Origin of the sequence: Undibacterium sp. Jales W-56 (assembly GCF_025548535.1) — a bacterium.
Taxonomy (GTDB): domain Bacteria; phylum Pseudomonadota; class Gammaproteobacteria; order Burkholderiales; family Burkholderiaceae_D; genus Undibacterium.
Genome location: NZ_JAJLQW010000001.1, coordinates 1,163,058 through 1,178,757 on the forward strand (window position 1 = coordinate 1,163,058; position 15,700 = coordinate 1,178,757).

Below are 15,700 nucleotides of genomic sequence, written 5' to 3' on the forward strand. Positions count from 1 at the left end.
GAAATAGTAGGAGGCACAATGACTAAAACGACATTCCTGGGGTTTGAGCAATCTATTGCAGAACTTGAAACAAAAATCGAAGAATTGCGCTTTGTGCAAGACGATTCTGCCGTAGATATTTCTGAGGAAATCGACAGACTCTCAAAAAAGAGTCAGATGTTGACCAAAGATGTCTATGCAAAACTGACTCCATGGCAGGTTTCGCAAATTTCACGTCATCCACAGCGTCCTTATACGATGGACTATGTGAATCAGATTTTTACGGATTTTCACGAATTACATGGCGACCGTAGCTTTGCCGACGACCAGTCGATCGTTGGCGGCTTGGCGCGTTTTAACGGTCAGGCCTGTATGGTCATGGGACATCAAAAGGGACGTGATACCAAAGAACGTGCAATGCGTAATTTTGGTATGCCTAAGCCTGAGGGGTATCGTAAAGCCATGCGTCTGATGAAGCTGGCTGAGAAATTTAATATTCCGGTATTTACCTTTATTGACACTACCGGTGCGTGGCCAGGTATTGATGCTGAAGAGCGCGGACAGTCCGAGGCGATCGGGCATAATTTGTACGTCATGGCGGAATTGAAAGTACCTTTGATTACCACCATCATCGGTGAAGGCGGTTCGGGCGGCGCGCTGGCGCTGGCGGTTGGCGATGCCGTTTTGATGTTGCAATACGCAACTTATTCCGTGATTTCTCCTGAGGGTTGTGCATCCATATTGTGGAAAACCTCGGATCGTGCCTCTGATGCGGCCGAAGCGCTTGGGTTAACGGCGCATCGCTTGAAAGCCATGGGTCTGATTGATAAAATTATTAATGAGCCTTTAGGTGGTGCGCATCGTGATCCTAAGCAGATGTGTGCTCTGGTGAAGCGGGCTTTAGCTGATACCTTGCGCCAGTTTCAGGGATTGAAAACAAAGGATTTGCTTACAGCACGCCATGAAAAGCTGATGAGTTATGGTAAGTTCAAGGAAACAAAACTGTCAGAATGACGGTAGTTAACAATGAGCGTACGTTGATTGATCATTTTCGACGTACGCTTGAGCAGATACTGCAAATAAATGATATCAATCTAAACGATACAGGTTTGGCTGTCGCATACAGCGGCGGATTAGATTCTTCCGTGTTGCTCGATCTGGCAAAAACATTTTGTCAGAGTCAAAATATTCCTCTTTTTGCTTTTCACATTCATCATGGATTAAGTCCGAATGCAGATGACTGGCTTATCCATTGCTCGCAAAAATGCGCATCGATTGGAGCGACTTTTGTGGGTAAAAAAGTAGTTCTTGAAAATACAAATAAGGATGGAGTGGAAGCCTCAGCCAGAGAGGCGAGGTATAAGAGTCTCGGAGTTTTGTGCGCAGAATATAAATTGCCATTGATGCTGACGGCACATCATCAAGATGATCAGGCGGAGACTGTATTACTTCAACTATTGCGTGGCTCAGGCGTTGCCGGATTGTCTGGCATGGATTTATTTAACCGGGCGCCGAAACTATTGTGCAATGACACGCTATTGATGGCCAGACCGTTGTTGGGTAACCCTCGGCAGACAATGGTCGAGTATGCTGCTGCCAATGCGATTGCCTATGTGGAGGATGAGTCCAATGTCGATGTCCGGTATGTCAGGAATGCGCTGCGCCATCAAATCATGCCTATCTTGTCCTCCATTGCGCCTGGTTATGCTGAGCGGCTATCCAGAAGTGCCACGCATGCCCAATCGACCAATAGACTGTTGATGAATATTGCAAAACAAGATCTTGATGCATGCAAGATAGAGAATGCATTGGATATTTCGCGCGTAGTTGAGCTGGGAAATGATCGTATCGATAATTTGCTGCGTTTTTGGCTGGCAGAGAAAGGTTCCCGGATGCCAACTACAGCGCGCTTAGCCGAGCTGCGTCATCAACTTTTTGAAGGGCGCGCCGATGCAAGGATCAGTGTTTATCACGAGAGCTTGGGAATACATCGGTATAAAAACAAAATCTATGCAACATCAAGGGATGCGATAAAAATTGCAGATGTGCCGCCGCTGCAATTTAAATGGAGTGGGGAATCGTCAATCGAGTTCTCTGACTTTGGTGGGACGCTTCACTTTGAGGACGCCGATGCAGGCATTTCTGCAGACTGGTTACAAGCACACATTCTGACGATACATGCACGTCAGGGCGGTGAGCGTTTAAAGCTGGCGCTCAATCGCCCAAGCCGTGATATCAAAAGCCATTATCAAAGCTTGGAAATTCCATTTTGGGATAGAGATCGATTACCGTTTATTTCTCATGAGGGCAAACTATTGTTCGCGGCAGGCATTGGGGTGGATGCAAGATTTCTTGGCGATTCGCCAGGCCAATTCATCAGCTTACGCTGGGAATTCGTTATTCAATAGCTCAATATTTCCATAATTTCGACAAGAAGTAGCCAATTATATGAAACGACAAATAGTATTAGATACAGAAACAACCGGCTTGAACGCTAGAGCAGGTGATCGCGTTATTGAAATTGGTTGTGTGGAAATGATTAATCGTAAATTAACCGGTAATAATTTCCATCGCTATATCAATCCGGAACGCGATTCTGAAGAAGGGGCGCTGGCAGTCCATGGATTGACCACGGAGTTTTTAAGCGACAAGCCTAAATTCGCTGAAATTGCCGATGAATTCTGTGAATATATTAAAGGTGCAGAAGTCGTTATCCATAACGCTCCGTTTGACGTAGGATTCCTGAATGCCGAATTTGCTCGCTTGGGGTTGCCAGCGTTTTCTGATTGCGTAGAAAGTGTTACAGATACTTTGGTGCAGGCTAAAGAACTGCATCCCGGTAAGCGAAATTCCTTGGATGCGCTGTGCGACCGATATGAAATCTCAAATTCACATCGAAAATTACATGGGGCTTTACTTGACGCGGAGTTGCTGGCAGATGTTTTTTTGGCCATGTCTCGTGGGCAAAATAGTTTTGCTATTGAAGTTGAAGAGGCTGTAGAGGTAAAAATAGTCGAAGAGATCATCCCTGATACACCAATTGGCGAAGTTATTGTGTGCTATGCAACAGCCTTGGATCTGGAGGCTCACGAATCATTGTTAAGCGGATTAGATAAAGAAATCCGCGGTAAAAGTATTTGGCATCTTAACTAATATCAATTTAATAGTATCCGCAGTTGAGGGCACAGTTCAAAGCGCTGTGCCCTATTCACATTAAGCAATTGTCTGTAGGAAGTCATTCCCCGAAATTAATATTTATTTAACGAAATCTCTCATGTTTATGAGTGGTTTGTTGTGAAAACACGATTTATTTAAAAAAAATTCTAAAGTTTTCCAATTTTTTGACGTTAAAAATCATTAAATAAATATTTAAATATTTTTTCATATAAGCCTAAAGTTTTGGTTTTTCATGCCGTTAAAGTCTTAAGAGAAAAATATAAGAGGCTGACTTTTCAACCTAAGTCTTTGTTTTTATTTGCTTATTCAGTTTTTCTCTTTCTTTTAGAATAATTCAATTTTCTTTTTAAAATTCTTTAAAAAGATGTCAAATGTATCTTGTAGGAAAGACTCCTACAGGATTGCTCTGTTTTTTATTACTCAATAATCCTAGTTCCACCTATACATCGGTAAATTTCTTGGTCCCACAATGTGTCTCAACGGCAATCAACTCTGCGCCGGGATAACAGGATGGGGGATGTGAAAATGACACCGAATGACATGATGGCTGAAATTCGCGATGCAAATCTGAGTTACTTAATGCTTGCTCAGCAGATGATACGTGCTGATAAGGCGACTGCCATATTTCGCTTAGGGATAGCTAAAGAGATCGCCGACCTGATCGAAGGGTTGAATAACGCACAAATCTTGAAGTTGGCGGGATCAAATATGATGCTCGCCCGATTTAGATTTGAAGACAGTGCCATTTTGTGCATGCTGACAAACTATAACAAAGAGCGCGCTTTGGCTCATTCTCATGCCGCCATTTTAATGGCTGGACAAGCTGTTGAAGAAATTCATTAATTTAATCAGCAGTAACAAATCCCAGTATTGAGGTGAGTACAATGGTTAGCAAAAGTGTCGTGAACGAAGCGCAAGAAATCCAATTGGCGATTGATTTGGTTAATCTTGGCGCTCGACTGCAATTATTGGAGTCTGAGACTAATTTGTCCAGAGAGCGTCTTTTGAAAATCTATAAAGAGTTAAAAGGTGTTTCCCCACCTAAAGGCATGCTGCCATTCTCCACTGATTGGTTTATCACCTGGCTGCCGAATATTCATTCTTCATTGTTTATGAATATCCATAAATATTTACATGATCATGCTGAGATCAAAGGCATCGAGGCTGTGGTTAAGGCATACCGTCTATATCTGGAGCAGGCGCTTGTCGCTCCTGGCGAAGAATCCGTATTGTCGTTGACGCGCGCTTGGACTTTGGTTCGTTTCTTTGACGCAAAAATATTAAAATTTGCAAAATGCAGTAAATGTGGCGGACAATTTGTTGCGCACACGCTGGATTTGCATAATGATTATGCATGCGGTTTATGTCATGTTCCTTCTCGGGCTGGAAAAACAAAACGAGCCAAGGAATTGGATTCTCCCCTGGCGATGGTGGCCTGATGTAGATAATTTCCCGGAGATCTTTTGAGCATAGAATTAGAACAAAAAACAGAGGCTCAAAATAATCTGGCGGATAGGTTAACGTTTCCACCGGCGGTTGAGGCGTTACTAATTCAAGCCTTTTCTCTTTGTATTTGCGGCGTAGGTATTTTGTTTGCTTACCTCGTTTTTGCAAAAATAATTTCCCTGCTATTTTTTCTTGTGGCGCATGCTTTGATTGCCGCCTGTATTTCCTATCGGCGAAAAATGGATTGGTGGTGGTGGATTATTCAATTTCTCTTTCCCATCGCTGCCTTTTTACTTCTTACGTTGGATGTGCCTCGCCATTATTACTTGGCTGTTTTTGTTGTTATGGCGTTGCTTTTTTGGAGTACATTCCGAACACAAGTTCCATATTATCCTTCAAGAGCTTCCTTGCCTTCGCTAATCCATGATTTTTTGCCTGATAAGTCTTTGAAGTTTGTTGACTTGGGTAGTGGTCTTGGCGGGTTGGTATTGAATTTATCTTTGCGAAGAGGCGACAGCGTTTTTTGGGGGGTTGAAATAGCACCATTACCTTGGTTGCTTAGCTATATAAGGTCAAAATTTCATCCTGCAAATGCCCGATTTTTCCTGAAAAATTATGACAATATAAACCTCGGTGATTTTGATGTGGTTTTCGCCTATCTGTCGCCTGCTGCTATGCCGGCACTGTGGAATAAAGTTGCAAGTGAAATGCGTCCAGGATCTTTGTTTTTGAGCTATGAATTTATTGTCCCGGATGTCGAGCCAGATTTATGCATAAATACTGATTCCGGCGATCCAATTCTGTACATATGGCGCATATAATGACAATCATGAAATGTATTTCTCTGGCAATATTTAAGAGTTGCTAATACGGTTCAATTCAAAGTTTCCAGTAGATAAGTGTTGTATCCTCAAACCTTAGTGTAGACATGCATTTCTTTATAAAGGAGTATCGCTCGTGCTAGTCATCGTTGGCTATATTATCGTGATGGGATCGGTATTCGGTGGATTTGTTATGTCCGGAGGCCATGTCGCTGTATTGTTCCAGCCATTGGAATTGCTGATGATCGGTGGTGCTGCAGTTGGTGCTTCTTTGGTCGGTAATAATGGAAAAACTTTAAAAGCTTCACTCAAGGCACTTCCAGGAGTATTAAAGGGATCGAAGTATACGAAAGCGCTTTACATGGAACTCATGACTATGCTGTTCGATGTCCTGACAAAAGTGCGCAAAGAGGGTTTGATGTCGATTGAAGGAGATATCGAGAGGCCTGAGGAAAGTCCATTGTTTAATAAATATCCTTTGATTGTTTCGGATCATCACTTGATGGAATTTATCGGTGACTATTTGCGTTTGATGGTGTCTGGCAATATGGACGCATTTCAAATTGAAAATCTTATGGATAATGAGCTGGAAACGCATCACCATGAAGGAGCCATGCCAGCCCATTTTATTGCGAAGCTAGGCGATGGCCTGCCGGCGTTTGGTATTGTTGCCGCAGTGATGGGGGTAGTTCATACGATGGAATCTGTAGGCATTCCGCCGTCCGAATTAGGTATTTTAATTGCCCATGCACTGGTAGGTACCTTTTTAGGTATCTTGCTGGCGTATGGCTTCGTCGGTCCGTTAGCTACTCTGCTGGAGCAGCAATTGGATGAGTCTTCTAAAACTTTTCAATGTATCAAAGTAACCTTGTTGGCGAGCCTAAATGGATATGCTCCTGCGCTTGCTATTGAGTTTGGACGTAAAGTACTTTATTCAACTGAACGGCCTACGTTTCTTGAACTGGAAGAGCATATAAAGCAATCCAAATCTAAATAAAATAATTTTATTAGGTATGCAATATGGCGAATGAAGAATTACGACCAATTATCGTCAAGCGAATCAAAAAAGTCGCAGGCGGCCATCACGGTGGCGCCTGGAAAATTGCATACGCTGATTTTGTCACCGCTATGATGGCGTTTTTCTTATTAATGTGGTTACTTGGCTCGACGGCTAAAGGTAGTTTGCAGGGCATTGCAGAGTATTTTCAAACGCCTCTAAAGGTGGCAATGGCGGGAGGCGAAGGCAGCGGCGATAGCTCCAGCGTAATTAACGGAGGCGGTAGGGATCTTACATTGCGCGATGGTCAAATCAAAAAAGGGGATATCGAAGCACCTAAAAAAAGCTATAACCTTCAGGCTGCTGAGGCGGCGTTAGCTAAAGCGGATGCAGAAAGATTAAAGGGGCTGAAAAGCAAAATCGAAGCTGCGATTGAGTCTAACGCTACTCTAAAGCAATATAAAAAACAGCTCTTGCTCGATATAACAACAGAAGGTTTGCGTATCCAGATGGTTGATGAGCAAAATCGACCTATGTTCGCATCGGCTAAAGCGGAATTGCAGCCCTATACAAAAGTGATTTTGCATGAAATTGGCAAGGCTTTGAATGATGTGCCAAACAGAATTAGTTTATCCGGCCATACTGATGCAGCACCATATGGCAGCGGTGAAAAGGGATACAGTAATTGGGAATTGTCTGCAGACAGGGCTAACGCCTCACGTCGCGAATTGATCTATGGCGGCATGGACGAGGCAAAAGTACTTAGAGTGGTCGGTTTATCGTCTTCAGTTTTATTTGATAAAAACGATGCCCTCAATCCTATCAATCGCCGTATTAGTATTATTGTGATGAATAAAAAAGCTGAGGAATCTGCTTCGCAAGATGGTGGTTCGATTGAGGTCAATAATCAAACCGATGCTGGCGAGGTCTCGGTCAAAGTCAATAAATAGGCGTTTTTCTCTACAGGTCGGGTAAATTCAGAATTGGATACTGAAGATGTCAAAAAAGAAAATGCTGGGATCTGAAGTTAAAGAACTCCTATCTGGTGTGTCTGATCATGGCAAAGAACATTTGCTTGAGGTTGAGACTGATCTCGTGCAGACGACTATATTGCTTGCGGAAGCGATAGAAAAACTTGGTTCCAGTTTTTTGGCTCTTCATTCGGCCATTTCTAGTCAGCAAGAAGAAATTGATTTAATCATTTCCACTGGTGCCGCACCAGTGTCGAGTATTGATCGGCTTAGGGTGCTGAAAGCTGATATTGCATCACATATCAATGCCGCAGTCACCAGCTTGCAATTTCAGGATCTGACGAGCCAGCTAATCTCCCGGACTGTGCAACGTAGTGCAGGTTTACGCGAAGTGCTGAGTAACTTAGGTATTGTTGGTGATGGCATACCTCATGACGGGGAGACGGATGAAATAGCGGTACTACTAAGGCAAATTACCGTAAGGCTAGAAAAACAAAGCGTAGAGTTAAAGAGATTGTTAAGAAAAGCAGTCAATCAAAAGCATTTGGATAGTGGTGATATTGAATTATTTTGATGACGTTTAAGTCAGCGGGTTAATGTACTTTCATAAGTTTAACGGAGTGATGATGACCAAGACAATTTTAGCGGTGGACGATTCTGGCTCGTTGAGGCAAATGGTCGCTTTTAGCTTAAAAGCAGCTGGATATCAGGTAATTGAAGCGATAGATGGACAAGATGGTTTAGAAAAGGCTCGCAATCAAGTAGTTGATCTTGTCTTAACTGATCAGAACATGCCAAGAATGGATGGTTTAACCCTGATCAAATCTTTAAGAGGGCTGGCGACCTATCAGCGAGTACCAATTTTAATGCTGACCACGGAGTCTAGCGACGAGATGAAAGCAAAAGGCAGGGCTGCCGGTGCAAATGGCTGGCTGGTCAAGCCATTTGATCCTCAAAAGTTGACTGAAGTAGTAAAAAAAGTGATCGGTTAATTATCCTCTGATTAGATTCTATAAATTCGAGTACATCACGGAGCAAGATAATGACGATTGACATGAGTCAGTTTTTCCAAGTTTTTTTCGACGAAGCGGAGGAGCTTTTAGCCGAAAAAGAGAAAGTATTGCTGGCTGTTGATATTTCATCTCCTGATCCTGAAGATCTTAATGCAATCTTTCGTGCGGCACACTCGATCAAAGGTGGTGCTTCCACTTTTGGATTAAATGATATGACTGAGGTGACCCATATTCTGGAGTCGCTTCTGGACAAAATCCGCAAAGGAGAGATGGCACTCACTGCCGAGCACGTTGATGCATTTTTGATCGCCAAAGATATTTTGAAGATGCAATTGGATGGGCATCGACTAGGCACGCCGGTTGATCAGGATGCTGTTGCTGACGTAAGAATGCTGTTGCAATCTTTATCGCAAGATGTAATTCCTGTTAAAGCACCCGTTGCCTCATTTGATGGTAAGTCCGGACCACATTCTAATTCGGCTAACGAAACCTACACCACTTGTTTCCAGATAAAACTACCAGCGTTAACGCCAAATGATTTATCAGCGATTATTTCTGAATTAGGTTTGTTAGGTGCTATATCGAAAGAGGGGACGGCAGATGATGTGACTACACTCGTGTTAAGAACGAACGAGACACAAGACGACATTATTGCGATATGTTCATTTATTTTAAATCCGGACGACTTGCAGATTTCGACGCAAGACCTGCAAGGTGCAAATACGCCGCAACCGAATTTTCAGTCGGAAGATGAGTTGGGATATGGTTTTTTTGAGCCGATTGAATCCATGTTTTCATCGGATTCAGGGAGTACGGTGATTAACCCCGTTGAGCCAAATGTTACTACTAATTTGCTTACCTCCAAAACCGAAGTAAAAAATCCGATCAAAAAAGAAGTAGAGAAATCTCATGCGTCACAAGAGGCCTCGACTATCCGGGTTGGGATCGAAAAAGTTGATCAGCTTATTAACTTAATTGGCGAACTCGTAATTACGCAAGCCATGTTAGAGCAGCGCACCCAAGAACTAGACCCGATTGCAAATGAGCGTTTGCTAAGTAGCGTATCCCACTTAACGAGAAATACCCGTGACCTGCAAGAAGCAGTTATGTCTATCAGGATGATGCCGATGGATTACGTGTTTTCGCGTTTCCCTAGGATGGTGAGGGATTTGGCGACGAAGTTAGGTAAAAAGGTCGAATTTGTAACCCATGGTGCTTCCACCGAATTGGATAAAGGGTTGATTGAGCGAATAGTCGATCCGTTGACCCATCTGGTCCGAAACAGTATTGATCATGGCATTGAACTGCCTGCCGCTCGCTTGCAGGCGGGCAAGCATGAAGCCGGTAAATTGTCGCTATCGGCGGCCCATCAAGGTGGCAATATCATTATTGAAGTAACTGATGATGGCGGTGGGCTTCATCGTGAAAAAATACTGGCAAAAGCTAAGCAAAATGGCCTGGTTGTTTCAGATTCAATGTCTGATAGTGAGGTCTGGCTTTTAATTTTCGCACCGGGATTTTCAACGGCAGAAGCAGTCACGGATGTGTCTGGGCGCGGCGTTGGCATGGATGTTGTAAAGCGAAATATTACGGCAATGGGCGGTGTCGTAGACATCCGGTCGGCAAAGGGACTTGGCACCACGATTACTATTTCTTTACCTTTAACACTGGCCATTTTGGATGGTATGTCGATTAAGGTTGGTGAAGAAATTTACATATTGCCTCTGGGTTTCGTTGTTGAATCATTGCAACCTACCACGCAGGATATAAAAGAAATTAACGGTAAAGGACGGGTAGTTAAAGTAAGAGATGAATATTTGCCGCTGATACCACTGTACGAATGCTTTGATATCCGACCTAAGTTCACCAAACCTTCAGATGGAATTACCGTGATTGTCGAAGTCGATGGGAAGAAAGCGGCATTGTTTGTTGATGATCTAGTGGGGCAGCAGCAAGTAGTGGTTAAAAATATAGAATCAAATTATCGTAAGGTACCTGGTATTTCAGGCGCCACAATTTTAGGCGATGGAGGTGTTTCGTTGATTCTTGATGTCTCAGCTTTATTGCGTTCCGCTCGATAGTAAAAAATTTATACACAAAATGGTAGGAGGTAATTATATGGTGCAGTCTTCACAAATATCTGAAGGAAATAATGCTAAGGTCGACAGCTCCGGTTCTGATATTGCCGGGCATGAATTCTTGGCGTTTACATTGGGAAGCGAAGAATATGGAATTGATATCCTGAAGGTTCAGGAAATTCGAGGCTATGAAGCTGTCACCCGAATCGCCAATGCGCCCGAATTTCTTAAGGGCGTCATTAACCTGCGTGGCATTATCGTTCCCGTTGTCGATATGCGAATCAAGTTTAATTTGGGAGAGCCAACTTACGATCAGTTCACCGTCGTGATTATCCTGAATATAGGTGGGCGAATTGTGGGAATGGTAGTTGACAGTGTTTCTGACGTTACTACTTTATTGCCAGAACAGGTTAGGCCGGCACCAGAAATGGGAACGACGTTTAGCTCAGATTTTTTAATTGGATTGGGCACTCTTGATGAGCGAATGTTGATTCTCGTCGATATCGATAAATTGATGTCCAGCCCTGAAATGGGTCTTGTAGATCAACATGCCTAGAGTACTGAAACTCGTTTGCATGAATACGTTCTCACTACCAAAGCCGTAGATACAAATTATAAAAATTGAAGGAGGAGAAAGCTATGAATTTGCGTAACTTCCGAATTGGTACACGGTTGGGTCTCGGTTTTGGTTTGATTATTGGTGGATTGATCCTTACCTTGGTATTGGCCAATGTATTAGCTGCAAAAAATAGAAATGCTTTAATTGAAGGATTAAATAACGCCAGCCAAAAGCAGGCGCTGGCCAATCTCATGAAAAGCGCTCTTTTTGAGAGCGGTATCTCTATGCGAAACATAGGAATACAATCAGATGTCGCTGAAATGCAAAAAGAAGATAATAAAGTTAAATTGCAGCGTAAACGATACGAAGACGCCAAAGCAAAAATTTCCTCCTTAGGTTTAAACGAAGAGGAAAAAAAATTACTCGATGAACTCGTAAAAACCGACAAAGAAATAGAAAAACCGTTTAAAGATGCCGTTGGTCAGGCACTCGCTTTTAACGGTGAAGGCGCTTCAAAAATTATTGCGACTGTCATTGATCCTTTAACTACCAAATCCATTCAACAAATTAATAAATTGGTTGAACTCCAGGAAGCAGATTCAAAAGCTCAATTTGAAACATCTGCTGCAAATAGCTCGAAACTGAGTTTTTGGTTGTTTCTGATCCTGATGTGCGCCTTGGTGATCGGTGTTTTTGTGGCCTGGATTATTACAAAGAGTATTACTTTACCTTTGAGTGATGCCGTGTCAGTGGCGGAACAGGTGGCAGCCGGAGATCTTTCCGCACAAGTATCGGTGAGCGGTAAGGATGAGGTTTCATCTTTGTTAAACGCGCTTAAAGATATGAACGATAGCTTGGGTAAAACTGTCGGTCAGGTTCGCTCTGGCACTGAAACGATCACAGTGGCCTCGCAAGAGATCGCCTCAGGGAACGCGGATCTCTCAAGCAGGACGGAATCGCAGGCCAGCTCACTGGAAGAGACCGCCAGCTCGATGGAAGAACTCACCAGCACGGTCCGTCAAAATGCCGACAATGCCAGGCAAGCGAACCAACTGGTGGTCTCCGCCTCCAGTGTTGCAGTCAAAGGCGGCACCGTAGTAGGACAAGTCGTCAGCACCATGGGCTCGATCAAAGACAGCTCGCGCAAGATTGTCGACATCATCAGCGTGATCGACAGCATCGCCTTCCAAACCAACATCCTCGCCCTCAACGCCGCGGTAGAAGCGGCCAGAGCCGGCGAGCAAGGACGCGGTTTTGCCGTCGTCGCCTCCGAAGTGCGCAATCTCGCCCAGCGCAGCGCCAGTGCCGCCAAAGAAATCAAAGCCCTGATCGACGATTCTGTGGACAAGGTAGAGCAGGGCGGCAAACTGGTCGATGAAGCCGGCAAGACCATGGACGAGATCGTCACCAGCGTCCAGCACGTGGCCGACATCATGAGCGAAATCACCGCCGCCAGTCAGGAACAAAGCGCCGGGATTGAGCAAGTCAACCTGGCGATCACCCAGATGGACGAGATGACCCAGCAAAATGCGGCGCTGGTGGAACAGGCAGCGGCAGCGGCAGAGAGCATGGAAGAGCAGGCCCAGGCTTTGGCGCAAGCTGTTAGCGTCTTTAAGCTGGCAGCAAGCGATAATTTTGCAACGATAAAACCAGTCAAAGCGACAAAGACGGCAGCAAATCCAGCACCTAAGAGTGCTATGGCTGCGAAGCAGTTGACGGCGAAAAAGAGGCCGCCTTCGCCAGCCAGCAAACAACATGTTCAGTCTGCAGATGAGGAATGGAATGAATTTTGAACGGATTGAAGTAATTCGGTTTCGGGTGGGCTTGTACGTCCCCCCAAAATTGTTTGATGACGATTTCAACTAATTCAATCGTATGAATTCTATGTATGTTCGTTGTTTGGCGGTGAAGTTAGGTTGACTGATTATGTCAGACGTATTTTATAGATGAAATCAATCCTGTAAGAAAATGGTGGTTGGTTAAATAGGCCGCATGTTAAGGATAGATTAATGACTAAATCTGCTGAAAAAAACAAATCTGGAACAACAAAGGAATTTGATTTCAATGGAAAAGACTTTGACCGGGTTAGAGGATTAATATATCAAAAGGCAGGAATTTCTTTGGCTGACAGTAAGCAGGAAATGGTTTACAGCCGCTTGGCTCGCCGTCTGCGTGCAACAGGTATTAACTCGTTTTCTGTATATTTAGACCTATTGGAAAAAGAGTCTTCCGGCTCGGAATGGGAAGCCTTTACCAATGCACTGACAACCAATCTCACGTCATTCTTTCGGGAAGAGCATCATTTTCCCTTGCTGGCAGAACATGTTAAGAAGAGAAAAGAACCTATCAACGTCTGGTGCTCGGCAAGTTCGACGGGGGAAGAACCTTATTCGATCGCTATGACTTTATGTGAAGCATTTGGAACATTGAAGCCGCCGGCACATATTATTGCAACAGATATTGATACTAATGTTTTGGCAACAGCATTTAGGGGAGTTTATAACCTAGACCGACTGGATAAGATGTCGCCAGAGCGAGCGAAGAAATTTTTCCTTAAGGGAAAAGGCGCCCAAGATGGATTGGTAAGAGTAAGGCAAGAATTGCGGGATCTGATCACATTTAAACAACTCAATCTTTTATCGGATAGTTGGTCTGTCAATGGTGAGTTTGATGCGATTTTTTGTCGCAACGTGATGATTTATTTTGACAAATCAACTCAGGGAAAAATTTTAAAAAAATTCGTTCCGCTCATGAAGCCAGATGGCTTACTTTTTGCCGGACATTCTGAGAATTTTTTGTATGTTTCCGATGACTTCAAATTAAGAGGTAAAACAGTCTATGAGCTGGCGAGTGTCTATGATATGCGCCGTAAGGCTGTTTCGCATCATACAAACAAGGGTTAAGTCATGAGCCAATTAAGTGAAGAGCATTTTGCGACGAATATTTATTACGATCGCACATTTGATTGCGATGCCGCAAAAATTTTACCTGGGGAATTCTATTTCACTGGGAAGGATATGTTGATTGTTACTGTGCTTGGTTCGTGTGTGTCGGCATGTATCCGGGATCGGGTTTCCGGAGTTGGTGGTATGAATCATTTCATGCTTCCTGATGGCGGCGCGGATACGGATAATCCCGTATCGGTATCCATGCGCTATGGCACCTATGCAATGGAAATTTTAATTAATGAATTATTGAAAGCAGGAGCTAAACGCGAGAATATGGAGGCCAAAGTATTCGGTGGCGGAAATGTTTTGCGCGGATTCACTGCGATCAACGTAGGTGAGCGTAATGCGAAATTTGTACTCGATTATCTTCGCGCTGAAAGAATGCGCGTAATCGCCGAAGACCTTAATGATATCTATCCTCGCAAAGTATATTTTTTTCCAAAAACTGGAAAAGTCTTAGTAAAGAAATTGAAAGTTGAACACAATGACACCTTGCGCAAACGTGAGCAAGACTATGCAAGCCGTCTTAAGACGGCACCAGTCGGTGGTGATATTGATCTTTTTTAAAATCTATTGAAAAAATCTAGCGTTGACGCGGAATATTTTATGAAAATTAAAGTGTTAATCGTAGATGACTCAGCACTGATTCGTAGTGTGATGAGTGAAATCATCGGCAGCCAACCAGACATGGAGGTTGTTGGCGTTGCCCCTGATCCTTTGGTCGCCAGAGATCTGATTAAGCAAACTAATCCAGATGTTTTAACACTGGATGTTGAGATGCCGAAGATGGATGGACTGGATTTTTTAGAAAAATTGATGCGTCTCCGGCCTATGCCAGTCGTCATGGTATCTTCTTTAACGGAGCGCGGATCTGAAATTACGATGCGGGCCCTGGAACTTGGTGCAGTTGATTTTGTTACTAAACCTAAGTTGTCGATTCAAAGCGGGATGCTCGAATATACAGAGCTGATCGCCGATAAAATTCGTGCGGCGTCAAAAGCCAGAATTCGGCCAAGGACAATCCATGCAAGTGATGGCGATAAAGGGATTACATCGCTTCCTTTAGTTAAGAATCCCCTGACAAGTAGCGAGAAGTTAATCATCGTGGGAGCTTCCACAGGCGGTACCGAGGCAATTAAAAATTTCCTGGTTCAAATGCCCTCAGATTGCCCGGGAATTTTAATTACTCAACATATGCCTGAAGGTTTTACCCGTTCATTTGCGAAGCGGCTGGACGGTTTGTGCAAGATTTCAGTAAGCGAGGCTGTTGGCGGTGAGCGCGTTTTGCCCGGACATGCTTATATTGCGCCGGGTCATTCTCATTTGTTGTTAGCCCGAAGCGGCGCAAACTATGTGACTCAACTGGATGATGGACCGCCAGTAAATAGACACCGCCCCTCGGTTGATGTGTTGTTCAGGTCTGCCGCTACATATGCTGGCAAAAATGCAGTTGGAGTGATTCTTACGGGAATGGGTAAAGATGGTGCCAACGGGATGTTGGAAATGAAAAATGCTGGTGCGCACAATTTTGCCCAAGATGAAGCAACTTGTGTAGTATTTGGGATGCCGCGTGAAGCGATTGCGGTAGGGGCCGCGCATGAAATTGGCCCTTTAAATGAACTGCCTTCAATGGTGTTGCATTATTTAGCTTTACATGGCAGTCGTGCTTTACGTGTTTAGATTGCACAAGTCAAAATTGTTATTAATTTTT

General features: G+C 43.8%; 16 protein-coding genes. All 16 read left to right on the forward strand.

The annotated features are described in order from the left end of the window. The first annotated feature begins 18 nt into the window (after positions 1-18). The 16 genes from LPB67_RS05295 (at position 19) to LPB67_RS05370 (ending at position 15,669) form a co-directional block, all read left to right on the forward strand. Positions 19-993 (forward strand): acetyl-CoA carboxylase carboxyltransferase subunit alpha, encoded by a 975-nt coding sequence (locus LPB67_RS05295; RefSeq protein ID WP_262835998.1) that lies wholly within the window; start codon positions 19-21, stop codon positions 991-993. Then, positions 990-2,387 carry a tRNA lysidine(34) synthetase TilS gene (gene tilS, locus LPB67_RS05300; protein ID WP_262835999.1) on the forward strand — a complete coding sequence of 466 codons (1,398 nt, stop codon included), beginning with the start codon at positions 990-992 and terminating at the stop codon, positions 2,385-2,387. Before LPB67_RS05295 ends, tilS begins: the two co-directional genes overlap by 4 nt. Positions 2,388-2,427: 40 nt before the next feature. Beyond that, positions 2,428-3,132 (forward strand): DNA polymerase III subunit epsilon, encoded by a 705-nt coding sequence (gene dnaQ / locus LPB67_RS05305; protein WP_262836000.1) that lies wholly within the window; start codon positions 2,428-2,430, stop codon positions 3,130-3,132. A gap of 549 nt (positions 3,133-3,681) precedes the next feature. Continuing rightward, positions 3,682-3,999, forward strand: coding sequence for a flagellar transcriptional regulator FlhD (flhD, locus tag LPB67_RS05310; protein ID WP_262836001.1), 318 nt, complete (start codon positions 3,682-3,684; stop codon positions 3,997-3,999). A gap of 41 nt (positions 4,000-4,040) precedes the next feature. After that, positions 4,041-4,595, forward strand: a complete 555-nt coding sequence (gene flhC / locus LPB67_RS05315) for a flagellar transcriptional regulator FlhC (RefSeq protein WP_262836002.1) — start codon at positions 4,041-4,043, stop codon at positions 4,593-4,595. 24 nt (positions 4,596-4,619) lie between these two features. After that, complete coding sequence (locus LPB67_RS05320) at positions 4,620-5,423, forward strand: class I SAM-dependent methyltransferase (RefSeq protein WP_262836003.1); 804 nt, start codon at positions 4,620-4,622, stop codon at positions 5,421-5,423. Positions 5,424-5,559: 136 nt separating this feature from the next. Beyond that, the gene (motA, locus tag LPB67_RS05325) at positions 5,560-6,420 is read left to right on the forward strand and encodes a flagellar motor stator protein MotA (protein WP_262836004.1); all 861 of its coding nucleotides are present in this window, start codon (positions 5,560-5,562) and stop codon (positions 6,418-6,420) included. Between the two features lie 23 nt (positions 6,421-6,443). After that, on the forward strand, positions 6,444-7,370 hold the full coding sequence (gene motB, locus LPB67_RS05330) for a flagellar motor protein MotB (RefSeq protein ID WP_262836005.1): 927 nt from the start codon (positions 6,444-6,446) through the stop codon (positions 7,368-7,370). 46 nt (positions 7,371-7,416) lie between these two features. Next, positions 7,417-7,965 (forward strand): chemotaxis protein, encoded by a 549-nt coding sequence (locus tag LPB67_RS05335; RefSeq protein ID WP_262836006.1) that lies wholly within the window; start codon positions 7,417-7,419, stop codon positions 7,963-7,965. A 52-nt stretch (positions 7,966-8,017) separates the two neighbouring features. Next, entirely contained in the window at positions 8,018-8,383 is a 366-nt protein-coding gene (locus LPB67_RS05340) for a response regulator (RefSeq protein WP_262836007.1), read from the forward strand. Between the two features lie 50 nt (positions 8,384-8,433). Further along, positions 8,434-10,485: a chemotaxis protein CheA gene (gene cheA / locus LPB67_RS05345; protein WP_262836008.1), complete on the forward strand. Its 2,052-nt coding sequence runs from the start codon at positions 8,434-8,436 to the stop codon at positions 10,483-10,485. A gap of 37 nt (positions 10,486-10,522) precedes the next feature. Next, positions 10,523-11,038, forward strand: a complete 516-nt coding sequence (locus tag LPB67_RS05350; protein ID WP_262836009.1) for a chemotaxis protein CheW — start codon at positions 10,523-10,525, stop codon at positions 11,036-11,038. Positions 11,039-11,121: 83 nt separating this feature from the next. Beyond that, entirely contained in the window at positions 11,122-12,834 is a 1,713-nt protein-coding gene (locus LPB67_RS05355) for a methyl-accepting chemotaxis protein (protein WP_262836010.1), read from the forward strand. 216 nt (positions 12,835-13,050) lie between these two features. Beyond that, entirely contained in the window at positions 13,051-13,944 is an 894-nt protein-coding gene (locus LPB67_RS05360) for a CheR family methyltransferase (protein WP_262836011.1), read from the forward strand. A 3-nt stretch (positions 13,945-13,947) separates the two neighbouring features. Continuing rightward, positions 13,948-14,556: a chemoreceptor glutamine deamidase CheD gene (gene cheD, locus LPB67_RS05365; protein WP_262836012.1), complete on the forward strand. Its 609-nt coding sequence runs from the start codon at positions 13,948-13,950 to the stop codon at positions 14,554-14,556. 39 nt (positions 14,557-14,595) lie between these two features. Then, positions 14,596-15,669, forward strand: a complete 1,074-nt coding sequence (locus LPB67_RS05370; protein WP_262836174.1) for a chemotaxis response regulator protein-glutamate methylesterase — start codon at positions 14,596-14,598, stop codon at positions 15,667-15,669. Positions 15,670-15,700 lie beyond the last annotated feature (31 nt).